The following is a 26,139-nucleotide window of genomic DNA, read 5'->3' as shown; positions in this document are numbered from 1 at the left end:
GAACGTGGATGCCCGGGACAAGCCCGGGCATGACGGAACGGAAGGCCGCGTTAGACCGCCGCGCAGACGAAGCCACTGCCCTTGCGCCGGATCTTCCCCACCGACGGCGAGGGGAAATGCGCGGTGCAGCACAGCGTGTCGGTGTCGCAATAGCGTTCCAGGAAGCTGCGGCGCGTCGTTGCTGCCTTGGCCTGATCGACGTCGAATTTCACCGACAGCTCCGGATAGAGCGTCTGGATCGGTGAGTGCATGAGGTCGCCGGAGAACACGGCGTCGTCCTTGCCGTGGCCCATCGTGATGGCGATATGGCCCGGCGTGTGGCCCGGCGTCGGCAGAATACGAACGTGATCGCCGATCTGGTGATCGTTGCCGACGAGTTCGTGGCGTTTGGCCTCGACCACCGGCAGCACGCTGTCGGCGAAGGGCGGCACCTCCGCCTTCGCGTTCTGCTCGGTCCAGTGATCGAATTCCTGCTTGGCGAAGACGTAGCGCGCTTTCGGGAAGGTCGGCACCCAGCGGCCGTTCTCCAGCCGCGTGTTCCAGCCGACGTGATCGACATGCAGATGCGTGCACATCACGAAGTCGATGTCGTCGACCGAGAAACCTGCGGCGGCGAGACCGCGCATATAGGCATCATCAGTCTTCATGTTCCATTTCGGCCGCGGCCGCGGCTTGTCGTTGCCGATGCAGCTGTCGACCAAAATGGTGTGATGCGGCGTCTTGATGACATAGGACTGGAAACACAGGATCAGCGTATCCTGGTCGTCGATCGCCTTGGTTTCTCGCATCCACGCGCGGTTCTCGGCCAGCACCTCCGGCGTCAGACCAGGGATGAGCTCCAGTGCCGGGAGGAACGTCGTCTCCTGCTCGATGATCCGATGAATGGTGAGATCGCCGACCGAGTATTTCAGGCTCATAAGAACTCCTGCGCTTTATGCGGCCGGCGGCACCGAGATCTTCACGGAGGGTCGCTCGAGCATCTTCTGGTGGAAGGCGTCGAGCTTCGGATAGGCCTTGCGCCAGCCGCAATCGGCGAAGCGGAAGTCGACATAGCCGAGCACGCAAACGAGGCCGATCTGCGAGATATCGAACGGGCCGTTGAGCACTTCAGGCATGTTCTCGAAGCGCGCCATGCCGGTCCAGGCCCGATTCCAATGGTCGTCCGACCAAGCCTGCCATTGCAGGCCCTGCGGCCGCACCATCTTCTCGTAGCGGCACAGCAGCATGGAATCGAGCATGCCGTTGATCAGGGAATGATTGGTCTTGGCTTTCCAGCGCCGCGGACCGTAGTCGGGGATCAGGCTGCCGCCGACCATCTCGTTGAGATATTCGACGATGACATAGGAGTCCAAAATAACATCGCCGTCATTGGTGATCAGCACCGGCAGCTTCTTCAGCGGCGTGATGCGCGAATAGTCCTCGTTGGCCGTGCCGGGCGCGACGGCTGCCGGCGTGAACTCGATCTTGTCGATCAGCCCGAGCTCGATCGCGGCGATGCGCACCTTGCGGGCGAAGGGCGAGGCGGGGGAGAAGGTGAGCTTCATGGGACAATTCCCTGCGATCGGTCTTGAGCAAACGGTGTCTCCTCCGTCATGGCCGGGCTTGACCCGGCCATCCACGCGCTTCCGCGTGGTTAGACTGTGAGACGTGGATGCCCGGGACAAGCCCGGGCATGACGACGAGTGTTGCGCTGGCCGCGGCTTACGCCGCGACGATCTCCTGGCGCTGCTCGCCGAGGCCCTCGATGCCGAGCGTGATGACGTCGCCGACATTGAGGAAGGTCGGCGGCTTCATGCCGAGGCCGACGCCGGGCGGGGTGCCCGTCGTGATGATGTCGCCCGGCAGCAGCGTCATGAACTGCGAGACATAGGAGATGCATTTGGCCATCGAGAAGATCATGGTCTTGGTCGATCCGGTCTGGCGACGCTGACCGTTGACGTCGAGCCACATCGGCAGGTTCTGCACGTCCTTGATCTCGTCCTTGGTGGCGAGCCAGGGGCCGAGCGGGCCGAACGTGTCGTGCGACTTGCCCTTGGTCCACTGACCCAGGCGCTCGATCTGAAAGGCGCGCTCGGAGACGTCGTTGCAGACGCAGTAGCCAGCGACGTGGTTGAGCGCGTCGGTTTCCGAGACGTATTTTGCACGCGTGCCGATGATCGCGGCGATCTCGACCTCCCAGTCGAGCTTGGTCGAGCCGCGCGGCTTCTCGACGGCGTCGTTCGGGCCGGACAGCGAGGTGTTGGCCTTCATGAAAATGATCGGCTCGCTCGGGATCTCCGCGCCGGTCTCCTTGGCGTGGTCGCTATAGTTGAGGCCGATCGCCACGAATTTCGACATGCCGGTGACGGGGGCGCCGAACCGCGGCTTGCCGGAGACGGCGGGTAGCGAGGCGGGATCGAGCGCCGCCAGCTTCTTCAGGCTCTCGGGCGAATAGGCCTCGCCGGTCAGGTCCTTCACATGCGCCGACAGGTCCCGCAACTGGCCGGATTTGTCGATCATGCCGGGCTTTTCCGCACCCTTCTCGCCATAACGAACAAGCTTCATTCTCGTTTCTCCCTGGAATGGACCGATCGGTTGAACAGCTTCATGGAACAGGGCGGCGGGAAATTCAACCGCTCAAAGAGGGGCGCATTGCAGCCCTCTCAATTCGGGTGATCGTAGGGGCACGAGACCTAGGCCAGCGCCTCGAACCTGAACGCGTCCCCGTCCCGCCTAATATGCCCGGCCGAAAAATGCCCGCCGATCACCAGCGTCGGGGTGTCGGCAAATCGGCCGAACAATTCGCGCCGCGTCGCCGCCGATTGGCTCTGGTCGGAATCCGCGGTCGAGGACCAGCCGAGATGCGCCATCTGGCAGGGATGATGAGCGACGTCGCCCGTCAGCAGTCCCTGCTCGCCGTCCGACCGGATCAGAATGCTCATATGCCCGGGGCTGTGACCGGGGGTCGGGATCATGCTGATCTCGTCGCTGAGCCGGTGGTCGCTCGCGACCAACTCGGCCCGGTCGGCATCGACGATCGGCTTCACGGAATCGCCAAATACGGCTTGCTTGTCCGGCTCGGTGGAATGGTCGCGCCAATGCTCGTACTCGGTCTTGCCGAAGACATAGCGCGCGTTGGGGAAGGTCGGCACCCATTTGCCGTCGACCAGCTTCGTGTTCCAGCCGACATGGTCGACATGAAGATGCGTGCACAGCACGGTATCGATGCTCTCGGGCGGAAAGCCCGCCGCAATCATCGTCTCCAGGAACGGCGTGGTGCGGTTGTTCCAGGTCGGGAGGTTGCGGCCCTGCTTGTCGTTGCCAAGCCCGGTATCGACCACGATGCGGCGCGTCGGCGTCTCCACCACCAGCGAATGGATCGACATTTTCAGCCGGCCCTCTTCGGTGGCGAAATGCGGGATCAGCCAAGGCAGCTTCTGGATTTCTGCATTGCTCGCCAAGGGCAGAATGAAGCGGGTCGAGCCGACCGTCTCCAATTCCACGACCTCAGTGATTTTGACCCTGCCGACCTTCCACTGCATCCGGCGCATCCTCATGTTCTTGCTTTGACGGGGAACATGCGCAGTTTCGCCGTCAGGCGCAATGGATCATCTGACCCGGTGCGGCGTTATCGCGGGAACCCAGGAAAAGACAAAGGGCCAGTCATGCCAGAGCTTGCGATTTCCGCGGAGAAGGTCGCCTTCATCATCGAAAAGGCGCGTGAATTCGACGTCAAGCAGGCGGATTCCGATCCGGATTCCGGCTCGAATGCGACGGATGACGATTCGGTCGACGTTCTCGAGGATGACGGCTCCGATCCGGTGGTCAACGAACTCGGAAGTTTCATCGTGGCCATGAACGAGGACGAGCAGATCGATCTCGTCACGCTGACCTGGCTCGGTCGCGGCGACGGCACAATCGACGATTGGGACGATTTGCGTGCACGCGCTGTGGAGGCGCGCGCCGAGTATCGCAGTCCCCGGCGCGAGACGGCGCATTATCTGCTCGGTGAGCCGATGCTGGGCGATCTGCTCGCAGACGGGCTCGACGAATTCGGCGTCGACTGGACCGACGGAAACCCAGTCGCCGATTCATCCAGTCCGAGCCAGCGGGACGAAGACGAGATCACCAAGCAGCGGTGATCCGGCCGATATCAGCGCGCGCAGTCAACGACCACGGTGCCGAGCTTGTCGCCTTTCTCGACGGCGACGTGGGCTTGCGCCGTCTCCGACAACGCAAACTGCGCCGCGACATTGTGGATCCGCGGCCCCGCTGCCAGCCATTTCGAGATGTCGGCTTGCGCCGCCGCAAGGAACGCGGGCGGGAGCGCGAACAAGACGAGCGAGCGGAGCGTGATACACTTTTCCATCAGCTCGCGCATCGGTACGGTCGGCGTGCGGTTGCCGTTCGTGGCGTAGACCGCGATGGTCGAATTCATGGCCATCAACTTCAGGGTCGTCGCGATGTTGCCGCCGAAATCGACATCGACCAATTGGTCGACCCCGCGTCCGCCGGTGAAGGCCATGGCCTTGGCAACGACATCTTCGTCCCAGTAATTGACCACGAGATCGGCACCAGCTTGTCGCGCCTGCTCGCCTTTCATCGCCGAGCTGACGGTCGCGATCACCTGCGCGCCGCCCCATTTCGCGAGTTGCACGGCGTAGTGCCCGACCGCACCCGCGCCGCCGGTGACCAGCACCGACTTGCCGACGATCGGTCCGTCCGCAAACAGGGAGCACCACGCCGTCATTGCGGGAATGCCCAGCGTCGCGCCTTCCGCAAAAGAGAGATTGTCCGGCAGCGGCGTCACCAGATGCTCGGCAAGCGCGATATGTTCGGCTGCGGTGCCAAAGGCGCGGCCGTTGCGCTGGCCGTTGAACAGCCAGACCCTGTCGCCGATCTTGAACCGCGTCGCGCCATCGCCGATCTGGTCGATAAACCCCGCGCCATCGCTGTTCGGAATGACGCGCGAAAACTCCTTTACGCGATAGCTGCCCCCGCGCCGGCCGACATCGGCCGGATTGATGCCGGAGGCTTCCAGGCGAATACGAACTTCGCCTGGACCCGCGACCGGCGTCGCCATCTCACCATAGGTGAGGACGTCCGCCGCCGGTCCTGTCTCCTCGTACCAGACCGCCCTCACAGCGTTCCCGGGAAGGCACCGCCATCGAGCAGAAGGTTCTGACCGGTGATGAAGCCGGCCCTGCTGCCGCACAGGAATGCGCAGGCGTAGCCGAACTCGTCGGGATCGCCGAAGCGGCCTGCGGGATTGAGCTTGGCGCGCTCGGCCAGAACCTGGTCCGGCGTGATGCCGCGCTTCTCGGATTCCCCCTTCGCGGTGCTGCGCAGTCGGTCGGTCTCGAACGGACCCGGCAACAGGCCGTTGATGGTGACGTTGTTGATTACGGTCTTGCGTGACAGGCCGGCGATGAAGCCGGTGAGGCCGGCGCGCGCGCCGTTGGAGAGACCGAGAATGTCGATCGGCGCCTTCACCGCGGCCGAGGTGATGTTGACGATGCGGCCGAACTTGCGCGCCATCATGCCGTCCACCGTTGACTTGATCAGCTCGATCGGGGTCAGCATGTTGGCGTCGATCGCCTTGATCCAGTCGTCGCGGGTCCAGTTGCGGAAATCGCCGGGCGGCGGTCCACCGGCATTGTTGATCAGGATGTCAGGCTCCGGGCAGGCCTTGAGCACGGCCTCGCGGCCCGCCGGCGTCGTGATGTCGCCGACGATCTCGGTAACCGTCACATCAGGATAGGCCTTGCGGATGTCGTCGGCCGTCTTCTTCAGGGCCTCGGCGCCGCGCGCGGTCAGCGTGACGTGTACGCCGGCTTCGGCCAGCGAGATGGCGCAGGCGCGTCCGAGGCCTTTGCTGGATGCGCAAACGATGGCGCGGCGGCCTTTGATCCCAAGATCCACTGTTTCACTCCCGTAATGTCATGCAGGTTTTTAGAGCCGCTATTCTAGCCAACCTTGGCGCCGCTGATAAGGGACGGGCTCGCATCAAAATGCATGCGCACTTGCGCGGCGATGCAAATGTGCGGGCATGATCCCCAGACAATGAGCTAGATACGCCGCTCCTGCTTGAGGCGGTCGATCGCGGAGGCCGCCTCCGGCGGCAGCGACTTGAAGCCCATCTGCCCGACTGTCGAGAACAGCGGCCGCAGGTGCGAACCGGCGAGGAACGGCGGCTGACGATTGGCCGGCACGATCTGGTCGAACACCAGCACCAAGGTGGTGGCGACGAGGCCGACCCTGATCGCGCCGAGGGCGGCGCCGCCGAGCCGGTCGCCGATGCCGGCCTGCCGTATCGTGTCGCTCAGGGCCAGCCGGCCGAGATGTCCAAACAGCATGCCGACCACCACGAAGATGCCGAAGAACCAGATCCAGTTCTGCAGCAGCGGCGCATTCGGATTGCCCGCGACCTGCGGGACGATCAGCGGCATCAGCGCAACCGCGATGGGGGCGGCGAGGAGATAGGCGAGGATCGTCATGGCGCTGCCGAGCAGGCCGCTCCTGAAACCGAAGCCGATCGCGATTGCGAACGCCGCATAGACGGCGAGATCGAAACTGTTCATACGTGGGAGCCTGCCATGGAACGAGTGAACGCAGAACCGATCATTCCGGTTTCAGATCGTTAAAATCGTCTGTATTGATGGCTGCAAAGCCCAAGGAAAGCGTCATGTCAGACCTATTCGATGTCAGTCAGGAAACCATCCTCGTCACAGGTGCGAGCCAGGGGCTGGGGCGGCAATTTGCCCGGGTGTTGGCGGCGCACGGCGCGGCCGTCGCGCTCGCGGCTCGGCAGACCGACAAGCTGAAGAGCCTGGAAGAGGAGATCCGCGGCAAGGGCGGCCGTGCCGCCGCCGTCGCGCTCGACGTCACCGACACCGCATCGATCGCCAGGGCCGTCGATGCCGCGGAAGCCGCACTCGGCCCGGTCACGGTGCTGATCAACAATGCCGGCATCGCCATCGAAAAGCTCGCGACCGAGCAGACCGAAGCCGATTGGGACGCGGTGATCGGCGCCAATCTCAAGGGCGCCTATTTTCTCGCCACCGAGATCGCGCGCCGCATGGTCGCGCGCAAGCAGGACGGCAACATCGTCAACATCGCGTCCGTGCTCGGCACCGGCGTGCTGAAGGCGGTGTCGCCTTACGCGATCTCCAAGGCCGGCATCATCCAGGCAACCAAAGCGATGGCGCTGGAGCTTGCGGGGCAGAACATCCGCATCAACGCGCTCGCGCCCGGCTACATCGACACCGAGATGAACCATGCGTTCTGGTCGACGCCGTCAGGCGAGCGCCTGACCAAGCGCATCCCGCAGCGCCGTATCGGCGCCGAGTCCGATCTCGACGGCGCGATCCTGCTGCTGGCTTCCAAGGCCTCGCGGTACATGACGGGCAGCGTGGTGACGGTGGACGGCGGGTTTTTGTTGAATTGAGCCCGGCTGTCGTCCGGACAAGCGAGTTCACTCAGGCGTCGTCCCGGACAAGCGCAGCGAAGCGGAGCGTAGATCCGGGACCCATAACCACAGGGAGCAGTTTGGCGAAGACTCGTGGTTACCATCTCACGCCGCAGCTACTCCCTGCGGTTATGGGTCCCGGATCTGCGCTTACGCTTGTCCGGGACGACGGCGGAGTATGACGCGGCAGCTTCGCACTACCGCATCTCCGCCCGGATCATATCCGCCGCCTTCTCCGCGATCATGATGGTCGGCGCATTGGTATTGCCGCCGATCAGTGTCGGCATGATCGAGGCGTCGACGACGCGCAGACCCTCGACGCCGTGCACCTTCAGCGCCGGATCGACCACGGCCATCGCGTCGGTGCCCATCTTGCAGGTGCCGACGGGGTGATAGACGGTGTCGACACGCGCGCGCAGGATGGCGCGGATGTCGTCGTCCGTTCTCACATCGGACGTGAACATGTTCTTCTTCTGCAACGCGCGCATCGCGGGCGTCTCCATCAGCCGTCGCGTGGTCTTGAAGCCCGCGACCATCGTCTCGAGATCCTCCGCCTCGCCCAAGAAATTCGGATCGATCATCGGCGCCGCTAGTGGATCGGCGCTTTTCAGCCAGACGCTGCCACAGCTCTTCGGCCGCAACAGGCAGACATGGCACGAGAAGCCCGCCTCCTTGTGCTTCTTGCGGCCATGGTCGTCGAGCATCGCGATGATGAAGTGCAGCTGGATGTCGGGCACATCGAGGTCGGCCCGGGTCTTCAGGAAGCCGCCACACTCGGCGAAATTGGTGGTCATCAGGCCGCGCCGCTGCCGGCGGTATCGCTGGATGGCGCGGAGCAGGGACGGCAGCCGGCCGATCGATGAGTGGACGAAGTGCGGATAGTCGGAGGCGTAGACGAACACGAAATCCGGATGATCCTGCAGATTGCGTCCTACGCCCGGCAGGTGATGCACGACGCCGATACCGTGCGCGGCAAGCGCCTCGCCCTCGCCGATGCCCGACAGCATCAGCAACTGCGGTGACTGGAAGGCGCCGGCGGCGAGGATCACCTCGCGGCGGGCGCGCAGCTGCTTTGTCTGCTTGCCCTGGACATATTCGATGCCGACCGCGCGCCCACCTTCGAACAGGATGCGCGTGGCATGCGCCTGCGTCTCGACACGCAGATTCGCGCGCTTGCCCATGTGCGGATTCACATAGGCGCGCGCCGCGCTCCAGCGCTCGCCATTATGCTGCGTCACCTGGTAGCTGCCGAGCCCTTCGTGGTCCTCCGCATTGAAGTCCTCGCGGATGCGAAACTGCGCCTCGCGGGCGGCCTGATGGAAGATTTCATGGATCGGATTGTCCGCGCGCAGCCTGTTGACATGCAGCGGGCCGCCCTTGCCATGATACGCGCCGTCAAAATCAGCGTTGTTCTCCGAGCGCTTGAAATAGGGCAGCACGTCCGCGTACGACCAGCCGGCATTGCCGAGCGAGGCCCAGTGGTCGTAGTCCCATTTGTTGCCGCGGATGTAGACCATGGCGTTGATCGCCGAGGAGCCACCGAGCCCCTTGCCGCGCGGTTGATAGCCGATACGGCCGTTCAATCCCTTCTGCGGCACAGTATCGAAGCCCCAGTTCGCGACCTTGTATGGCAAAGCGAGTCCGAACGGCGTGGTGATCCGCCAATTGTCGTTCCGTCCGCCGGCATCGAGCAGCGCCACCGATGTCCCCGCATCCTCCGACAGCCGCCCCGCCACCGCGCAGCCGCCGGAGCCCGCGCCCACGACGACGAAATCGAATGTGTCCGTCACTGATGTTTCCCCCTCTTGCATTTTTCTTCTCGTCATTGCGAGCAAAGCGAAGCAATCCAGACTGTCACCGCGGAGGGATTCTGGATTGCTTCGCTGCGCTCGCAATGACGGAATGCTGAGACCCTACGACATGAACCGCATCAACTTCTCCAGCCGCGCGATCTTGCCGCCGTAGGGCGGATAAAGGTCGGCGAGGCGGTTGAATTTCGAGCGATAGAACACCGGCTTCAGCTTGCTGAACGTGCGAAAGCCCCATTCGCCGTGATAGGCGCCGGTGCCGGACGCGCCGACGCCGCCCATCGGCTGGTGGATTTGCGCGAAGTGAAACAGGCAGTCGTTGATGGTGACGCCGCCGGAGACGGTGCGCGCCAGCACCTCGTCGCGCGCAATGCGGTCCTTGCCGAACCAGTACAGCGCCAGCGGCCGGTCGCGGGCGTTGACGAAGGCGATGGCGTCGGCCGGTTCGCGATAGCCGAGCACCGGCAGCACCGGTCCAAAAATCTCCTCCTGCATGGCCGCCATGTCTGCGGTCGCGCCTGCGATCAGCGTCGGCGGGAATTTGCGGTGCGCCTTCCAGTTCGGATCGTCCGGCTTCGCCGGCTGCAGGATCTTTGCGCCGCGACTTGCCGCATCCGCGACGAGATTCTCCAGCCGCGCATAATGCCGGTCGGAGATCACGGAGGTGTAGTCCTTGGTGGCGGGGTCGGTACCGAACATGCGCCGCATCTGCGCTCGCACTTTTTCGGCGAAGGCCTGCAACGAGCGCTCGGGCACCAGCACATAATCGGGTGCGATGCAGGTCTGCCCGGCATTGAGCAGCTTGCCGTAGGCGATGCGCTCGGCGGCCTCTTCGAGGTCGGCCGAGGCGTCGATGATAACAGGCGACTTGCCGCCGAGCTCGAGCGTCACGGGCGTCAGATTGCGCCCCGCGGCCTCCGCGACCAACCGCCCGACCCGGGTCGAGCCGGTGAATACCAGATGATCGAACGGCAGCGATGCGAAGGCCTTCGCGATCTCGTCCTCGACCCCGGTGACCAGCAACTCCGCAGCGTCGAACCGCTCGGCCACCGTCTCCTTCAGCAGCGCTGAGAAATGCGGCACGATCTCGCTCGGCTTGATGATGACGCGGTTGCCGGCGGCGAGTGCGCCGATGGCGGGCGCGAGCGTCAGCTGCAGCGGATAATTCCAGGGCGCGATGATGCCGACGACGCCGAGCGGCTGCGGCATCAGCCGGTTGCGCGCGGGCAGGAATTGCAGCGTCGTCGAAACGCGCTGCGGCGCCATCCAGCTCTTGAGGTGCTTGGTGGCATGGCGGATCTCGGAGAACACCATCATGGTCTCGGCGATATTGGTCTCGACCGCGCAGCGGTGGCCGAAATCTGCCGAGATCGCCTGCCGGAAGCGCTCCTCGTTGTCGGCGACGACAGTGCGCAGCCGCGCCAGCCGGTCGAGCCGCTCGGCGAGGCCAGGCGCCGGCTCGGCCCGCGACCGCGCAATCATGGCACGGAAGGTCTCCTCAACGGCCCGAAGCGGGGCGCTCGGCGGGGGGCGGTCCGAGGGACGGTCCAAGGCGTGGTCCATGGCGTTCTCCCTCTTTAAGTGGCGTTTCCGCCTGGTTTTGTGGCCGCAAGCTGGCCCCTTGTGGAACTTCTGGCAAGGGCGGGCCGAACAGGCCGTAAATTCGTCCACCGCGCTGTCATAAAGTCGAAAAAAACGTCCGCGCAGCCCTTTCCAAAGCCACCCCGGGTTGGTACATACCGCCCGCACCCAACGGGCTTTGCCCGGGGTTGCCTTCCAAGGAAGCCTTCGGGACGGACGAAGCAAGCCACGCGAACAGCGCCGGCCCTTCATTCACCGTCCCCGGCACTTTCACGAAGGCAAAGCAACGGTTAACGCGGGGTGGAGCAGCCCGGTAGCTCGTCAGGCTCATAACCTGAAGGTCATAGGTTCAAATCCTATCCCCGCAACCAAGTTCGGACCTTACCGGTCCCGATGAGAAAATGGCCCGCGTTGAGCGGGCCATTTTTGTTTCTGGTGTCCTCAAAACTCTTTAATCGCCTTCCCGTCCGCCCCGACCAGCATCGACGGCGCTTCCCCGAACACCAGGCCCTCGGGCTGAAACTTGATCGTCTTGCCGCCCTCGACGAACTCGGCAAAATTTCGTGGCGTCGCCGAGTGCACGCCGTTGGTGAGGAAATCGCCGATCTCGTAGCAGGTGTCGGGCTTGCCGCCGGAGCCTTCGCCCAAGAATTTCTGGAAATTCTGGCTCGTCACCTTGGCCTTCTTGCGGGCCGACCAGTTGGCGTAGCGGCGGTAGAGCTTTGGCAGCATCACCGGGCCCTTGTCGGTCGCGAGCACGCCGGTCTCGTTTGTCTTGGGCTCGCGCAGGTCGAAGTCGAAGGCGCCAATCGTCCTGGCGAGGTGCTTCCAGACTGGCAGCTTTTTCGCGCGCGCGGTCTTGGCGATCGCGAGGAAGGCGCGGATCTCGTCATCATTCATCGAGGAGTAGAACGTCGGATAGGCAAAGCCCTGCTCGACCAGCCAATGGTTGACGTCGACCTTGTGGCCGCGGACCGTCACCTCGATGTCGCCGACCAGCCGTCCATACGTGTCGAACACCTCGTTCGGGGCATCGACATGCGTGAACACCCGGCAGGTGAGCGTCGGCTCGGCGCTACTGCCGAGAAAATCATGCAGCGCCTTGCTCGTCGTCGCGCCGAGAAACTGCCGGTAGGGATGCGTGAGCTCGTGATAGGCCTATCGCCTGGCGTCGGTCAGCCCCTTCTTCTCCGCGGGCGAGAGCGGTGAGGGCTGGTAATGCAGCTCCGGCGCGTCAATGCCCTGGAGGCGAATGGTAAGCTTGCCATTCTTGATCGGCGCCGTGTTGGTGCGGCCCTTGACCTTGGCGTTGTCGAACACATGGGTCGGCTGGAACGGCGCGGTATCGTTCTTGCGAAAGCGGATCGCGTCCGGCGCGATGGTCACCACGACCTTGGTGGTGTCGGCGTCCGACCGCCCCTCCGGCCAGAACTGGCTGACATCAATGGTGCCTTCGACCTCCAGCAGTCCAACGGGCATCGGCCGCTCCTCTCATGGTTCAGAAGGCAGCGAATCATCTTCGCACGACAAGCCCATGACGGAAGACGCGACAGGCACGACACCTCAAGGACGCGCCGGAGGTTCTAACCCGCGCCCTTGTAGCGCGCGGGCGGAGATGATCTTCTGAACGAAGCAGAATGTGTCCGAAGCTCAGGATCTATGCGGGCAGACCATCGTCAGATTGAGCAGCGTCGGCTTGTCCGAGCCCTTCTTGTAGTCCCACTCCAGCCGTATCTCGTGCCGGTGCGCGAAAGCGTCGCTGGCTTCGTGGGTGATGATCTTCGTCTTCATCGGGATCGGCGGCTCGGAGTTGAAGCATTTCCGGACGCAGGCATCGAGCAGATCGCATCGCGTCAGAGGAATGACGCCCGGCTCATCCCTGGACAGGGGGACTGTGTTCGGCTGGGTGCTGAGGTCGACGCGGGCCCGGCCCTTTTCCTTGTGCCAGTACTTGGCGCTGCCCTGCGGCCAGTTCGATGCCGGGTTCAGAATCAAATGGTACTGGCCGTATTCCAAGGTCGGCAGGTCGATGTCGTCGGACTCCTTGAGCTTCGCGACGCTCTTCTTCATGTTCGCCAAAGGATAGTAATTGCTATTCATCAAGTCTCGAAATGCCTTGCCGCTATATACCAGTCCGGCCATCGCCTCTTTCCTTCATATGTCTGTTTGTCAAAATCTCTGGTGCGGTGGCCGAAAATACGCGTCACGCTACGGCCGATCACGCTGTTTGTTGTGCGCAGTCAACGCTACCACTCAGGAATGTATTTCGTCCAGAGAGCCTCCATCCCGTAACGTCGCCTATGTCGCAAGCCCAATTGCCATGCACTTTCCTATAGGTATTGTTAGGTCGAACGCCTCGCGGGGGTTGGGGTGGGGCTGCCGAGGCAGTGGTTGAAGGCGCTGGAATGCATTGCTTCGCTTGTCAGTCGGCGATTGGTCCGGGCGACAGCTGGTGCTCCAAATGCGGAGCGGCGGTGCGCCAGCCCGTCGACCCCGACAGCGAACGACGCTTTGTGACGATTCTGCGTGCCGACGTCGTCGATTCCACAGGTCTTGTTGCCGAACTGGAGCCGGAGGCGGCGGTGTCGCGCCTCGAGCCTGCTCTTGCGGCGATGAGAGGCGCGGTGCGCCAGTTCGGCGGCATCGTCAGCAAGGAGTTGGGTGACGGGTTGGCCGCCGTCTTCGGCGCCCCGATCGCCGACGATAACCATGCGCCCCTGGCCTGCCACGCGGCCATCGAGCTGGTCCGGCGTGTTGGCAGTCTGGGCGATCCAGGACTTCAAGTCCGGGTCGGCCTGCACTCGGGTCATGTGGTGGCCTACATGGTCGCGAGCGAATTTTCCAAGGTCTACGAGATCGGCGGCGCAGCCCAGCACCTCGCGGCTCGGCTGGAGACGGCAGCCGAGGCGAACCAGATCTACGTCTCCGAAGCCTGCCAGGAGCTTGCGGACGGACACGTCCGCTTTGAATTCCTGGGACGCAAGGCGCTCCGTGGTTTCGGCGAGCCCCTGCCTGTCTACCGGGTCATGGGGGCGAGTGATCTGTCGAGCTGGCGGGTCCGACGTGCGCGGAGCGTTTCCAGATTCGTCGACCGCACGACGGAGCGGGCGTTGTTGTGGCGCGCTGCGGATAGGGTTGCTGCCGGCCGGCAGACGGTTCTGCTGATGGGTGACGCCGGCATTGGCAAGTCTCGGCTTGCGCATGAATTCGCGCAGGATCTCCGGGCTGGCGGCTGGCGGCTGATCGATGTCGAGTGCAGTCCGAATCTCCAGGGTGCGCCGTACAGCGCGCTCAAGCGCCTGTTGCTCTCGATCCTTGATACAGCTGCGAGAGATCAGACCAGGACGGATGATCCGAGAGACGCGTTGCCGGTGGTGCAACAGCGGGCCGTCGACGCGATCCTGGATTTGCCGGTTTCCGATCCGCAATGGGATGAATTGGAGCCTCACGCGCGCGGTCGTGCGATTTCAGACGCAAGCTGTGCGATCGTCGAGAGCGTCGCCCGTCGTCAGCGTACGATCCTTTTGATTGAGGACCTGCACTGGATGGATCGGGCCAGCGATGCGGTCGTCGCGACCCTTTCGGGGCTACAATGCCCTGATCTGCTTGTGCTGCTGACGACGCGGCCCAATGGGATGCCGGTTTGGATCGCGAGCTGCCGCGCGGAAATCGTGGCGATGCGGCCTCTCGATGACGATTCAGGCTTGGCCATGCTCGCGGACATGCTTGGTCCCGCCACGACCAACGAAGACCTGAAGAACCGGATCATCTCTCATACGGCCAACGTTCCGCTGTTCATCGAGGAGGTCTGCCGCAGTCTGAAGGACAGCGGCATGCTTCTTGGCCAGTGGGGCGACCTTTCCCTTGCGCGTCCTGTGGACGAACTCGGCATCCCCAGCAGCATTCAGGGTGTGATCGCGGCGCGGCTGGATCGTGTGTCACGACAGGAACGGTCGCTTCTCCAGATCGCCGCGGCGCTTGGACCCCGGGCCGACCAGGCCACACTGCGAAGAGTAGCGGCCGTGCCGGAAGACGTCCTGCAGGATTGCGTTACCGCGCTCGACCGGGCCGAGCTGCTCGTCAGGATCGACAGTGAGTTGGAGGACTCGCTCGAATTCCGCCACGAGATGGTCAGGCAGGTGACCTACGATTCGATGGTCGAGAAGGTGCGGGAAAGCATCCATGCCAGCATTCTGGCGGCTCTCGAGACCGACGAGGCGTGGACCGACGGTCCGGATACGCTCTGCTATCACGCGGCCCGAGCGAAGGATTGGGGGAAGGCTTTTCAGCATGGCAGGAGCGCGGCTCGAAAATGTCTGGTGCGCTCGGCCTTTGCCGAAGCGGTCGATTATTTCGAGATCGCGATGGGTTCTCTCGACAAGACCCCAGTGACGCACGCGCGCGAAACGGACGCCATTGACCTGCGGATGGAGGCGCGGTTGGCCTTTGCCGGGTCGGGGCGTGTCGCCGAAGCCCTGGATTTGGGGAGCGAGGCCGAACGGCGAGCCGATGCGATTGGCGACATTGAACGCAAGGTCGCGGCCATGACCATGAGAGCGGGTGCCCAGAATTTCTATGGAACGCCGGTCGAAGCTGTCGCGATCGGAGAAGATGTGGTGCATCTGGCGGAAAATTCGGGCAATCCCGCCTGGCGCAATCTCGCGCAATACAGTCTCGGGCAGGCCTATTTTCTTTCCGGCCGCTACGATCGCGCCGAGAAGATGCTGGTTACCACCCGTGCCCATCTCTCGGGGCCGGCAGCAAGTGCCCCGATCGGCACGACCCCACGATCTTTGCTCCTGCTCTGCTGCATGATGAACAGCATCACCCACACCGTGATGGGCGAGCTCGATGCCGCCGAGCAGCTCCAGCAGCAAGCCGTCGCAATCGCGGAGGAAACCGGCCGCCCCTACGACCGTGTCGCCGCTGCCTATAGTGGCGGCTGGCTGATGCTCGGCCGCGGCGAGCCGGCGGGGGCCGCGGCCATTCTCGAGGACGGTTTCGTCCTGGCGCAGAAGCACGGCATCCGGCTGTTCGTGCCAGTGCTCGCCTGCCATCTCGGCATGGCCTATCTGGAGCAGGGGCTGTTCGACCGGGCGCGCGGCATGCTGACGGAAGCGCGCGAGGAGGCGAAGGCGGTCGGCTATACCTCGGCGGTGCTGCGCAGCTCGATCTATCTGGCGCTCGCCACCCACCGTCTCGGCGACGTCCAGGCGGCGCAGAACATGCTGCGCGAGGCGCGCAACACCGCGCGGCAACAGGGGTTCTCCGGGCTGGAGGCGGAGGCGCTGTTCGGCGAGGCCGTGGTGACGCCGCCGTCGGATGCGGAGGCCAAGGCGGCGATCCTGAGCGCCCTGCGCGCGACCATCGCGATCGCCACCGAGAGCGGCGCGCTGCCGCTGCGGCACAAAGCCGAGGCGATGCTCAACGAGATGCAGGCGGCGGGTGACGAGCTAAGCTGACGGTAGCGGCGGCCGGGCGGCCAGCGCGGCCGAAATCTGCCCGACGCGTCAAATAAATCCAGCAGGCGCCGCAATGGGTTAGCTACTGTGCATGGGGTTGTTTTTGCCCTTTTATTTGAAGGGTCCCCATGGTCCAGCGCGGAGGAGGGCCCGCTGGTGCGGTCCGCTCCGATGACTCTGCCCTTGCGCGCGCAGCAAGGTCGGCTACCGTCGGCCCTGGCCACACGGCCAGGCGACTTTTGATTTCAATTTTTTAGCATCCGATTTTTCGGCGCCGCGACGGCGCGACGCCCACCGAACGAGGCGGGGCCATGATCACACGGGACCAGTCAGCGCTGCTCGCGCCGGTCGAGCGCGACCTGCGGCTCGATCTCTTTCGCGGCATCGGTCTGTGGATGATCTTCCTCGACCACATTCCGCACGACGTCGTGGCCTGGCTGACCTTGCGCAATTACGGCTTCAGCGATGCCGCCGAATTCTTCGTCTTCATCTCCGGTTATCTGGTCGGCTGGATCTACGGGCCGATCGTCGCGGGCGGCTGGTTTGTCGCCGCGCTGAAGCGGCTGTGGCGGCGCGCGATCGAGATGTATGTCGCCCACATCATGCTGTTCCTGCTGTTCACGGCGCAGATCGCCCGCACCGCGCGCCGCTTCGACAATCCGATGTACGAGCACGAGTTCAACGTGTTCAATTTCCTGTCGCATCCGGACGAGCTGATCGGGCAGGCGATCCTGCTGAAATACAAGCCGGTCAATCTCGACGTGCTGCCGCTCTACATCACGCTGGTGTTCGCATCGCCTTTCATCGTGTGGTGCCTGGTGCGGCGGCCGAACCTGACGCTCGCCGCATCCGTTGTGCTCTATGTGCTGGCGCGCTGGTTCGACTGGAACGTCGCCTCCTATCCGCCCGGCACGCACTGGTACTTCAACCCGTTCTGCTGGCAGCTGATGTTCGTGTTCGCGGCCTGGTGCGGCATCGGCCAGATCGACAAGGTCGCGAGATGGGTGTGGTCAAAGGCGGCGATGGCGCTGGCCGCGGCCTGGCTCGCCTTCGCGCTCCTGATCGTGATGACCTGGCACGTCCCTGCGCTCGAAGCCCTGATCCCGAAGTGGATGATCAAGGCGATCTACCCGATCGACAAGACCGACCTTGACATGCTGCGCTTCACGCATTTCCTGGCGCTGGCGATCTGGGTGACTCATCTCATCTCGCGCAAATGGCGGACCCTGCACAGGGCGTGGCTGCGTCCTGTGATCCTCTGCGGTCAGCATTCGCTGCCGATCTTCTGCCTCGGCGTCTTCCTGTCGTTCTCGGCGCACTGGATCCTGACGCAATACACCAGGGGCGTCTGGGAGCAGCTCGCGGTCTCCGTCGTCGGCATCGTCATCATGATCGCCGCCGCCTGGCTGCTCGACCGGGCCGAACGGGTGCCGAACCTGTTCGTGAAGGTGACGGAGATCGAGGAGGCCGACACCGTCCTGGAAAGTGCGCCTGCGGACAGGTCTGCCGTGGCGCCCGCGGGTCACTGACTATCGCCGGCCTGCATTTCGTCGAGAGATCCAACGGAGAGGTTCATGCCCAGACTTGTGTTGACGATCGCCGGCGCCCTCCTGCTCCTGATCTCTGGTGCATCGGCGCAAGCACCCTCCCCGGAGGCAATGAGCGCGGCGCGCAAGCTCGTGGTCACCTTGAAGATCGCGGAGCAGTATCGCGCGCTGTTGCCGCAGCTCCTGCTCAAGCTGAGGCCCGTGGTCGCGCAGGACAGGCCGGAAATCGAGCGCGACTATGACGCGGTGACGGCACCCGGCTCCGAGATTTACACTCCAGCCCTCACTTCGATGATCGACCAGGTCGCCGCTCTCTATGCCCAGAGCTTCAGCATCGATGAGCTGCGCCAGATCGAGACTTTCTATGCCCAGCCGGCCGGGAAGAAGCTTCTGGAGAAGTCGGATGCGCTGGCGCAGGCAAGCGCGCGGATCAGCCAAGACGTCAGCCAGAAGACGGCCGACGAGTTGAAGCAGCGCCTCATCGAGGCGCTGCGCCAGAAAGGGCACAAGCTCTGAGCTCAACTCTTGCGTAATGGCGCCGCGCTCGCTGGCTGATTTGACGTGGCCGGTCGCCCCGACTACGCTTTTGCGAAGACAAGAAGCGCGTGAATGCCATGGCCTGACTGGGTTCAGGCTGGCAATTCACGCAAAGAGAAAATTCAGGGGAACGGAAATGACCGGCGACATCGCAGCCACCATCTCGAAGGCCCGCGAGCATTCCATCGGCGACATCCTGCGCCGCGCGGCGGGCCGCGATCCGGGCAAGCTTGCGGTGAGCTGCGGCAATGTAAGCTGGACCTTTGCCGAGATGGACGCGATCTGCAATCGGCTCGGCCGCGGCCTGCTTGGCCTCGGCGTGAAAAAGGGTGACCGCCTCGCCGTGCTCTCGCGCAATTCGCACGCCTTTGCGGCGATCCGGTTCGCATTGGCCCGGATCGGCGCGGTGCTGGTGCCAATCAACTTCATGCTCAACCCGGACGAGATCAATTTCATCCTGAAAAGCTCCGGCGCAAAGCTGCTCGCGGCCGGCCCTGATTTCGTCGAGCCCGCGCGCGCGGCCAGCGCCAGGAATTGCGCGGTCGAGAAGATGATCTGGCTGCCGGGGGAGGATCCCGCCACGGCGCCGGCGGGCCTCACCACCTTCGACGATCTCCTCAGCCCCGACGGCTCGTACCTCGAGGCCTCCGTCGACAGCCGTGATCTCGCGCAGATCGTCTACACCAGCGGCACGGAGTCGCTGCCCAAGGGCGCGATGCTGACCCATGAAGCGGTGATGTGGCAGTATGTCAGCTGCATCATCGATGGCGGCATGAGCGTGGACGACAAATTCCTGCACGCGCTTCCGCTCTATCATTGCGCGCAGCTCGACGTGTTCCTGGGACCGCAAATCTATCTCGGCGCCTCCGGCGTGATCACGGGCAAGCCTGCGGCCGACAACATTCTGTCATTGATCCAGACGCACAAGATCACGTCGTTCTTCGCGCCGCCGACGATCTGGATCGCGATGCTGCGCTCGCCCAATTTCGACAAGACGGATTTGTCGACCTTGCAGAAGGGTTATTACGGCGCCTCGATCATGCCGGTGGAGGTGCTGCTCGAGCTCCAGCGCCGCCTGCCCAGCGTGAAGTTCTGGAATTTCTACGGCCAGACCGAGATCGCGCCGCTCGCGACCGTGCTGGGTCCTGCGGACCAGCTGCGCAAGGCCGGCTCGGCGGGCAAGCCAGTGCTCAATGTCGAGACCCGCGTGGTCAACACTTCGATGGAGGATGTGAAGGTCGGAGAGGTGGGCGAGATCGTGCACCGCTCGCCGCATCTGCTCTCCGGCTATTATAACGATCCTGTCAAGACGGCGGCTGCGTTCTCCGGCGGCTGGTTTCACTCCGGCGATCTCGCCACCGTCGATGAAGAGGGTCACATCACTGTGGTCGATCGCGTCAAGGACATGATCAAGACCGGTGGCGAGAACGTCGCGAGCCGCGAGGTCGAGGAGATGGTCTATCGCATCCCCGCAGTGTCCGAGGTTGCGGTGGTAGGCCTGCCCGATCCGCGCTGGATCGAGGCAGTGACTGCGATCGTCGTGGTCAAGAGCGGCGAGAAGCTCGACGAGGACACGGTCATCAAGCATTGCGCCGGCCAGATGGCGCATTTCAAGGTGCCCAAGCGCGTCATATTCGTCGATGCCCTGCCCAAGAACCCGAGCGGCAAGCTGCTCAAGCGCGAGCTGCGCCAACGCTTCGTCGGTGGCGAAACACTCGACAAGGCGATCCAGAAGAATTTTGGGACTTGACGATTCTCCTTCTCGCTCTCCCGCAAGAACGGGGAGAGCGAGAAGGAAGCCTCAATACTTCTTCACGTGGGCGCCGAACGCGAACCACAGCGCCATGGACGCGAGGCCAAAACCGCCGAGCAGCAGGAAGGTCGGGCCGTAGCCGATCCATTGCGCGATCCAGCCGCCAAGCGCGGGACTGAGGCTCGCGCCGATGCCCTGCACGGTGATCACGGCACCCTGGCCGAGATTGATGCGGCCGGTGCCGTTGAGCGAGCGCGCGACCATGCCGGGGACGGCAACCGTCTGGAGTCCCGTACCGAGGCCGTCGAGCACCTGCATCGGTACGACGCCCCACCATCCCGTGACGAAGAATGCGAGCACGCCGCGGATGGGCAGGAACATGAAGGAGACGAGGATGATAGGCCAGTAGTTGCGCTTGCTCGCCGCCTTCATTGCGATCAGCGACGTGATGACCATGACGCCTTGTGCGATCACTACGGTGGTCGCGACGAAGCTCGGTCCGTTGGCCTGGCCTTCGGCGACCGCCGCCAGGCCATAGAGCGGCACGATGGCGGCATTGCCGAGATGGAATAGCGCGAGCGCCAGTGCCAGCACGAGTAGCGCGCGGTGCTTGAGCAGCATCGTGAACGCGTCCGGCGCGCTATCGGGATCCTCTTCCTTGCTGCCGCGCGCGGCGCGATCGTCGATCGCCTTGGCCGGAATCATCATCACGCAGGCGATCGCGATGGCGCCGAACACAGCCGCCAGCACGAACACCGAGACATAGCCGAACTTGTAACCGAGATAGCCCGACAGCGCGGCGCCGACCATGTTGCCGGCATGGTTGAACGCCTGGTTGCGGCCGTTGAGCGCGTTGAAGCCCTTCTGCTTGGCAATGCCGAGCGTGATGCCGGTTACCGCCGGCACGATCGCGGCGCTCGCCAGCGATTGTGCGACCTGCGAGAACGTCACCGCCCAGAAATTCTGCGAGACCAGGATGATAGCGGACGCGAGCACCACGCAGATGCCGGGAATGACGACCCACATGCGCTTGTTGCGGCTGGCGTCGATGAAGCCGCCGATCGGCGTCGTGACCAGCATGCCCGCGACATTGCCGATCGTCATGGCGGTGCCGATCAGCCCGGTCGCCCAGCCGCGCTCCTGGAGGAAGACGCCGACGAAAGGGCCGATGCCCGACTGCATGTCGGCCATGAAGAAGTTGAGAGCGAACAGGGGCCAGATACGAGACGAGGAGGGGGACCGCGATGTCATCGATACCAAAACGGGGTCTCAGCCGGAATACGGCGGGTGGGACATGATCCTTTCAGCCAATCGTTCTGGCGCGGACGAGAGTTTAACGAACGCTGATCGGGTTGGTTCCAGGCCTTGCCGGGGCGGCGGGCCCCATCATCCGTCATCCTGAACGCCGGCCGCAGGCGGCCTTCCAGCCATATCGTTCTTCATATGCAATCGCCCTGCTCACATCTGGGAGGACATGGTCATGACGTTGTCGTCACGCTTCGTTGCGCGTCCTGCTGTCGCGGTCCTCTCGATTGGATTGCTGCTGTGCGGCTTCAGCGGCACGGCGAAAGCGCAACCGACCTACCACTCGCGGCTGCGGCGGCCGTCAGCCGGACGCAGCCGCATCATGATGGATCGTGACATGCGCAACGACATCCTCGTGGCTCTCGCAGCGACCGCATTGGCGAACGTCGTGACAACCCTGAACGCGACGTCCATCGTCCGCGACCACCGCCACTAGACGTCTTTGCGACCGGGCCGAACCAAGTCGGTTCGGCTCCGCTTCGCGGATCGTCTGCGCGTGGCGCCTATGTCCATTCCCGATTGTGAGGCTTGAGAACGAGCCACGCCCGCGCTCTCATGCTATTGCTGCCTCGCAACGACGCGAGGACACCCATGCTCCCCCTTCCCGCCGATATCTTCACCGAACCTGAGGACGTCTCGCCCGACGGCCTTGCCAATCTGGGCCCGCTCCGCCGTCTGGCCGGCGTCTGGCAGGCCGACAAGGGGATCGACATCAATCCGAAGGCGGAGGGACCGGAGCGGCGGACCTTCATCGAGCGCATCCGGATGGACCCGATCGATCCCCAGGCCAACGGGCCGCAGCTGCTCTATGGGTTGCGCTATCACATCCACATCAACACGCCCGAGGAAGACATCACCTTCCACGACCAGGTCGGCTACTGGTTGTGGGAGCCCAAGACCGGGCTGATCATGCAGACGCTGGCGATCCCGCGCGGGCAGGTGCTGCTGGCGTCGGGCAAGGCCGGGCCGGACGACAAAGAGATCTCCGTCACCGCAAAGCGCGGCGACACCGCTTACGGGATCTGCTCGACTGATTTTCTGGAACAAGCGTTCCGCACCGATGCTTACCGCTGCGACATCACCTTCAACGACGAGGGCAGTTGGACCTATCTGATCCAGACCGAGTTGTTCGTGCGCGGCGCGCCGTTCAACCACCGCGACACCAACACGCTCAAACTCGTCGCGCCGCCAAAGCTCAATCCCCTCGCGGTGATCGTGAACGATCGCGCCAAGGGAAATGAGAAGGGCAGTGAGCCGGCAGCCTGAGCGCGGCCTGGAGATGCGCATGAAGCCTTACGTCATCTGTCTGATGCATTCGAGTCTGGACGGCCGCACGCATCCGAGCCGCTGGCGCCCGCAGGGGGCAGGGACGGACTGGTTCGAGAAGATCCATGACGAGCTCGGCGGCGATGCCTGGGTGATCGGCCGCGTCACCGGCTCGGAGTTCGCCAAGGGCAAGCCTTATCCCACGGTAGACGCGAAATTTCCGCGCGAAAACTGGTTCGCGCGACGCGACGCGAAAACCTATGGCGTCGTGCTCGATGCGCAGGGCAAGATCGGCTGGGGCCGCTCCGATATCGGCGGCGATCAGATCGTCGTCGTGCTGACCGAGAGCGTCTCCGATTCGCATCTCGCCGGGCTCCGCGGCGAGGGCGTATCCTATATCTTTGCCGGCAAGTCTGAGATCGACCTCGCGCTGACGGTAGACATTCTCAACCGCGAGCTCGGCGTGAAGCGCCTGCTGGTGGAGGGCGGTGGCGTCGCCAACGGCGCGTTCCTGCGCGCCGGCCTGATCGACGAGTTCAACCTGATCCTCAGTCCCGCGATCGACGGCGCCAACGGCGCGCCCTTCGTGTTCGATTCCACGGGCGCTGACGGAGATCGGCGTGCACCGCTGACCGCGATGACGCTGGAGAGCACGCGGGATCTCGGCGGCGGCGTCCTGCTGCTGCGCTATCTGATCCGGAACGATCCGCAGGCCGTGGGCAAGTAACAGCGCCGAGATGTCCGCAACGTCAGAGCATATCGTCATCGTCGGTGCCGGCGCGGCCGGCCTGATTGCGGCTCGCGAGCTGGCGCGCGCCGGGAGGACAGTGACGATCCTGGAGGCGCGCGAGCGCTGCGGCGGCCGCATCCACCCGCTGCCTGCTTCGGAGTTCGGCTACCCCGCCGATGGCGGCGCCGAATTCGTCCACGGCAAGGCGCCGGTGACCCGCGCGTTGCTGCGTGAGGCCGGACTGGTTCTTCAAGAGATCGAAGGCGAGCGGTGGAGCTTTGATGGCGCTGACATCATGCGCGAGGATCGCCACGATGCGCATGAGGCCGAGCTGCACGCCGTGGTTCGGGAATTGAACGACGACCTCACCGTCGCCGAATTCCTGCGCCGGCATTTTGCTGGGGATCAGCATGCGCGGCTGCGCCATTCGATCGAGCGAATGGTCGAGGGCTACGATGCGGCCGACCCCGAGCGCGTCTCCACGCTGGCGCTGCGCGAGGAATGGATGGCTGGCGGGCACTCACCCCAGGCGCGGGTCCGGGGCGGCTATGGAGCCATGATCGACTTCCTGACGGCCCAGTGCCGCAAGCTTGGCGTGATTTTTCGCTTCGGCTGCGCGGTGTCGGCGATCGAGGAGGAGGGCGGCGCGATCGCCGTTCGCTGTGTCGGCGGCGACGTGCATGGCTGTGATCGCGTGATCCTCACTGTTCCGTTGCCGTTGCTGCGCGAGATCGGGCTGCCGGGCCGCGCGCGCGCCAAGGCGGCGGCGGCCGACGACATCGGCTTCGGTAACGTGATCAAGATACTGCTGCGCTTCAGGCGGCCATGGTGGCGCGAGCGCAAGGAAGAGCTCGCGGACATGAGCTTCCTTTTGTCCGACCAGCTCATCCCGGTGTGGTGGACGCAATACCCGGACCGGCATCCCGTGCTTACCGGATGGTTCGGCGGCCCGCTCACGGCAGCGCTGGCGCACCTCGACCCGCAAGCGCTGATCGATGTGGGGCTCGATTCGCTTGCTGCTGTCTTCGCCCTGTCGCGCGAGGACCTCGCGCGCGAGCTCACTGCGGCCGCTGCGACAAACTGGGCGCACGATCCCTACGCGCGCGGCGCCTATTCCTGGGCGACGCCGCGAACACGCGAGGCGCAAACGATCCTAGCTCGCGGCGATGGACCGGTGCTGTTCTCCGGCGAGGCGCTTTATCGCGGAGCCGACATGGGCACGGTCGAGGCGGCGCTGGCGAGCGGTCAGCAGACGGCGGAGATGATCTTGCGGGGATAGGCTGACGAGCAAAAAGGCCCGCATTTCGCGGGCCTTTCGTATTGCTGCCTTTCGGGCGACCGTCTTACCAGCGACTGCCGCCGAAGCCGAACGTCACGCTGGGTCCGCCGCCGCCGTAATATCCGTACGGTCCGCCGCCGTAATATCCGTGGTGCCGAGGATAATAGCCGTAGCTCCGGTAGTGCGGACGATGAAATCCGTGATGGTGGTGAGGGCGCCAGTGATGGCGATGGCCATGATGGTGGTGCCTGTGCTGCGCGCTGATATCGGTTGACTGGGCGGCTGGCGCGTTCTGTTTCGCGCTTGAATAATTGGCCGCGTTCGCCGCCGATCCTCCGGCAAGCGCCGCAGCACCGACGGCTATCGCGACAATGAGATACTTCATGTCATCACTCCAGTTGAATGTCGTGTGACAACACATGGTCGTCAGGTGCGTTCCGGCCAGTGCGGGCGTCGAAACGACGCAGTTTCATTGGCGTCCGATTCGCGCGGCTCCGTGTGTGTCGTGAGATTTATTGTCGCATCACGGGCTTCGATCGCAACGCTGCCATCACTCTGCCGCGAATGACGCAATCACGTCATCGGTGGTGACGATGCGCGCGAATTCGCCGTTCAGGTTCGACAGCGTCATCGCATGGATCTCCTCGGCAGAATGCCTGTCGCCATCCGGCCCGACCCGCTCGAACGTCCAGGTCGCGTCGCGCACCAGCTGTGCGTCGAAGCCGAGATTGCCGGCCATCCGCGTCGTCGTCTCGACGCAACGATTGGTGGTGGCTCCGCAGATGACGAGCGTGCCGATGTCGCCCGCGCGCAGGCGCTTTTCCAGATCGGTGCCGATGAAGGCGCTGTTGACGCGCTTGACGATCACGATCTCGCCCGGCCGCTCGCGCGCCTCGTCCTTGACGGCATAGCCGGAGCTCGTCGGCAGAAATGAGGAGGACGGCTTGGTGCCCTCATGACGAATGTGGAAGATCGGCGCGCCGCTCGTTCGGAAGGCCGCCAGGAGATCGGCAATACGCGCCACCGCCTCCGGATTGTTGCGCTGCTTGCCCGCCGCCTCCCATTCGTCGAACGCACGCTGGACGTCGACGACGATGAGGGCGGGAAGGGCGAGGGACATGAGGGGTGGCTTTCAGACTTACCTGCAGATTTGCTTACTGCGCCGACTATGCGAGTCGATAGTGACAACACGCAATGCCAATCTTCCCTCGTTTCGCGACGCCTCGTGCCCCGGACGCAGCGCAGCGTCTCTTCGACGGTGCGCTACAGAGCCGGGGCCCATGTCTCCAGCGGGATCTTGTGCGGCATGGGGGTCCCTGCTCTGGATCCCTGCTCTGCGCAGCACGCCGAGAGCATTGCAGCGCGTCCGGGACACGAGAGTCGCGCTGCCGGGGTTGATCAGTCGATCGCTCAACTCAACGTGA

At 64.0% G+C, this 26,139-nt stretch carries 25 protein-coding genes and 1 tRNA gene; 11 read left to right on the top strand and 15 right to left on the bottom strand.

The features are described from left to right. Positions 1 to 50: 50 nt before the first annotated feature. The 4 genes from ABIB66_RS24280 to ABIB66_RS24265 form a co-directional block, all read right to left on the bottom strand. Positions 51 to 917 carry an MBL fold metallo-hydrolase gene (locus ABIB66_RS24280; protein WP_275170824.1) on the bottom strand — a complete coding sequence of 289 codons (867 nt, stop codon included), beginning with the start codon at positions 915 to 917 and terminating at the stop codon, positions 51 to 53. Between the two features lie 15 nt (positions 918 to 932). After that, positions 933 to 1,544, bottom strand: a complete 612-nt coding sequence (locus ABIB66_RS24275) for a glutathione S-transferase family protein (RefSeq protein WP_354207727.1) — start codon at positions 1,542 to 1,544, stop codon at positions 933 to 935. 157 nt (positions 1,545 to 1,701) lie between these two features. After that, complete coding sequence (locus ABIB66_RS24270; RefSeq protein ID WP_354207729.1) at positions 1,702 to 2,544, bottom strand: fumarylacetoacetate hydrolase family protein; 843 nt, start codon at positions 2,542 to 2,544, stop codon at positions 1,702 to 1,704. 128 nt (positions 2,545 to 2,672) lie between these two features. Then, on the bottom strand, positions 2,673 to 3,521 hold the full coding sequence (locus ABIB66_RS24265; RefSeq protein WP_354207731.1) for an MBL fold metallo-hydrolase: 849 nt from the start codon (positions 3,519 to 3,521) through the stop codon (positions 2,673 to 2,675). A 123-nt stretch (positions 3,522 to 3,644) separates the two neighbouring features. Here ABIB66_RS24265 and ABIB66_RS24260 point away from each other — a divergent pair, with 123 nt between their 5' ends. After that, positions 3,645 to 4,121 carry a DUF3775 domain-containing protein gene (locus ABIB66_RS24260; RefSeq protein ID WP_275170828.1) on the top strand — a complete coding sequence of 159 codons (477 nt, stop codon included), beginning with the start codon at positions 3,645 to 3,647 and terminating at the stop codon, positions 4,119 to 4,121. Positions 4,122 to 4,132: 11 nt separating this feature from the next. Here ABIB66_RS24260 and ABIB66_RS24255 read toward each other — a convergent pair whose 3' ends face one another. From ABIB66_RS24255 to ABIB66_RS24245, 3 genes are all read right to left on the bottom strand, one after another. Beyond that, positions 4,133 to 5,122, bottom strand: a complete 990-nt coding sequence (locus tag ABIB66_RS24255; RefSeq protein ID WP_354207734.1) for an NADPH:quinone reductase — start codon at positions 5,120 to 5,122, stop codon at positions 4,133 to 4,135. Next, complete coding sequence (locus ABIB66_RS24250) at positions 5,119 to 5,901, bottom strand: SDR family oxidoreductase (RefSeq protein WP_027570121.1); 783 nt, start codon at positions 5,899 to 5,901, stop codon at positions 5,119 to 5,121. The genes ABIB66_RS24255 and ABIB66_RS24250 overlap by 4 nt, the downstream gene beginning before the upstream one ends. Before the next feature lie 146 nt (positions 5,902 to 6,047). Then, a complete protein-coding gene (locus tag ABIB66_RS24245; protein ID WP_275170830.1) occupies positions 6,048 to 6,560 on the bottom strand; it encodes a CvpA family protein in 513 nt (170 codons plus the stop codon). A 104-nt stretch (positions 6,561 to 6,664) separates the two neighbouring features. On the opposite strand from ABIB66_RS24245, the gene ABIB66_RS24240 reads away from it, so the two are divergent. Continuing rightward, positions 6,665 to 7,426, top strand: a complete 762-nt coding sequence (locus tag ABIB66_RS24240; protein ID WP_275170831.1) for an SDR family oxidoreductase — start codon at positions 6,665 to 6,667, stop codon at positions 7,424 to 7,426. A 218-nt stretch (positions 7,427 to 7,644) separates the two neighbouring features. On the opposite strand, the gene ABIB66_RS24235 is transcribed toward ABIB66_RS24240, so the two are convergent. Both ABIB66_RS24235 and ABIB66_RS24230 read right to left on the bottom strand, forming a co-directional pair. After that, complete coding sequence (locus ABIB66_RS24235; protein ID WP_354207737.1) at positions 7,645 to 9,237, bottom strand: GMC family oxidoreductase; 1,593 nt, start codon at positions 9,235 to 9,237, stop codon at positions 7,645 to 7,647. Positions 9,238 to 9,360: 123 nt separating this feature from the next. After that, positions 9,361 to 10,818: a coniferyl aldehyde dehydrogenase gene (locus tag ABIB66_RS24230; RefSeq protein WP_354255934.1), complete on the bottom strand. Its 1,458-nt coding sequence runs from the start codon at positions 10,816 to 10,818 to the stop codon at positions 9,361 to 9,363. 312 nt (positions 10,819 to 11,130) lie between these two features. Here ABIB66_RS24230 and ABIB66_RS24225 point away from each other — a divergent pair. Further along, a tRNA-Met gene (locus ABIB66_RS24225) sits at positions 11,131 to 11,207 on the top strand. A 70-nt stretch (positions 11,208 to 11,277) separates the two neighbouring features. Here ABIB66_RS24225 and ABIB66_RS24220 read toward each other — a convergent pair. From ABIB66_RS24220 to ABIB66_RS24210, 3 genes are all read right to left on the bottom strand, one after another. Beyond that, positions 11,278 to 11,934 carry a thermonuclease family protein gene (locus tag ABIB66_RS24220; protein ID WP_354207935.1) on the bottom strand — a complete coding sequence of 219 codons (657 nt, stop codon included), beginning with the start codon at positions 11,932 to 11,934 and terminating at the stop codon, positions 11,278 to 11,280. A 60-nt stretch (positions 11,935 to 11,994) separates the two neighbouring features. Then, entirely contained in the window at positions 11,995 to 12,315 is a 321-nt protein-coding gene (locus ABIB66_RS24215; RefSeq protein WP_354207741.1) for a hypothetical protein, read from the bottom strand. Between the two features lie 171 nt (positions 12,316 to 12,486). Continuing rightward, a complete protein-coding gene (locus tag ABIB66_RS24210) occupies positions 12,487 to 12,978 on the bottom strand; it encodes a hypothetical protein (protein ID WP_354207743.1) in 492 nt (163 codons plus the stop codon). Positions 12,979 to 13,241: 263 nt separating this feature from the next. Between ABIB66_RS24210 and ABIB66_RS24205 the strand changes: the two genes are divergently transcribed. From ABIB66_RS24205 to ABIB66_RS24190, 4 genes are all read left to right on the top strand, one after another. Then, a complete protein-coding gene (locus tag ABIB66_RS24205; RefSeq protein ID WP_354207745.1) occupies positions 13,242 to 16,298 on the top strand; it encodes an ATP-binding protein in 3,057 nt (1,018 codons plus the stop codon). A 311-nt stretch (positions 16,299 to 16,609) separates the two neighbouring features. After that, on the top strand, positions 16,610 to 17,827 hold the full coding sequence (locus ABIB66_RS24200; RefSeq protein ID WP_354207747.1) for an OpgC domain-containing protein: 1,218 nt from the start codon (positions 16,610 to 16,612) through the stop codon (positions 17,825 to 17,827). A gap of 45 nt (positions 17,828 to 17,872) precedes the next feature. After that, on the top strand, positions 17,873 to 18,361 hold the full coding sequence (locus ABIB66_RS24195) for a DUF2059 domain-containing protein (protein ID WP_354207749.1): 489 nt from the start codon (positions 17,873 to 17,875) through the stop codon (positions 18,359 to 18,361). A 157-nt stretch (positions 18,362 to 18,518) separates the two neighbouring features. Then, a complete protein-coding gene (locus ABIB66_RS24190) occupies positions 18,519 to 20,132 on the top strand; it encodes an acyl-CoA synthetase (RefSeq protein ID WP_354207751.1) in 1,614 nt (537 codons plus the stop codon). Between the two features lie 51 nt (positions 20,133 to 20,183). Here the strand turns inward: ABIB66_RS24190 and ABIB66_RS24185 are convergent, their stop codons facing one another. Further along, positions 20,184 to 21,386 carry an MFS transporter gene (locus tag ABIB66_RS24185; RefSeq protein ID WP_354255931.1) on the bottom strand — a complete coding sequence of 401 codons (1,203 nt, stop codon included), beginning with the start codon at positions 21,384 to 21,386 and terminating at the stop codon, positions 20,184 to 20,186. A gap of 229 nt (positions 21,387 to 21,615) precedes the next feature. On the opposite strand from ABIB66_RS24185, the gene ABIB66_RS24180 reads away from it, so the two are divergent. The 4 genes from ABIB66_RS24180 (at position 21,616) to ABIB66_RS24165 (ending at position 24,715) form a co-directional block, all read left to right on the top strand. Next, a complete protein-coding gene (locus tag ABIB66_RS24180; protein WP_275170841.1) occupies positions 21,616 to 21,876 on the top strand; it encodes a hypothetical protein in 261 nt (86 codons plus the stop codon). A 155-nt stretch (positions 21,877 to 22,031) separates the two neighbouring features. Next, a complete protein-coding gene (locus ABIB66_RS24175; protein WP_354207756.1) occupies positions 22,032 to 22,706 on the top strand; it encodes an FABP family protein in 675 nt (224 codons plus the stop codon). A gap of 19 nt (positions 22,707 to 22,725) precedes the next feature. Beyond that, entirely contained in the window at positions 22,726 to 23,433 is a 708-nt protein-coding gene (locus ABIB66_RS24170; RefSeq protein ID WP_354207758.1) for a RibD family protein, read from the top strand. Between the two features lie 10 nt (positions 23,434 to 23,443). Beyond that, on the top strand, positions 23,444 to 24,715 hold the full coding sequence (locus ABIB66_RS24165; RefSeq protein ID WP_354207760.1) for a flavin monoamine oxidase family protein: 1,272 nt from the start codon (positions 23,444 to 23,446) through the stop codon (positions 24,713 to 24,715). Between the two features lie 64 nt (positions 24,716 to 24,779). On the opposite strand, the gene ABIB66_RS24160 is transcribed toward ABIB66_RS24165, so the two are convergent. Beyond that, on the bottom strand, positions 24,780 to 25,100 hold the full coding sequence (locus ABIB66_RS24160; protein WP_354061003.1) for a hypothetical protein: 321 nt from the start codon (positions 25,098 to 25,100) through the stop codon (positions 24,780 to 24,782). A gap of 165 nt (positions 25,101 to 25,265) precedes the next feature. Next, positions 25,266 to 25,835: a cysteine hydrolase family protein gene (locus tag ABIB66_RS24155; protein ID WP_354207762.1), complete on the bottom strand. Its 570-nt coding sequence runs from the start codon at positions 25,833 to 25,835 to the stop codon at positions 25,266 to 25,268. Positions 25,836 to 26,139 lie beyond the last annotated feature (304 nt).

It is taken from the genome of Bradyrhizobium sp. F1.13.3 (genome assembly GCF_040548265.1).
Taxonomy (GTDB): Bacteria; Pseudomonadota; Alphaproteobacteria; order Rhizobiales; family Xanthobacteraceae; genus Bradyrhizobium.
Note: the sequence above shows the minus strand (reverse complement) of the source record. Positions and strands in the feature narration are given on the sequence as shown.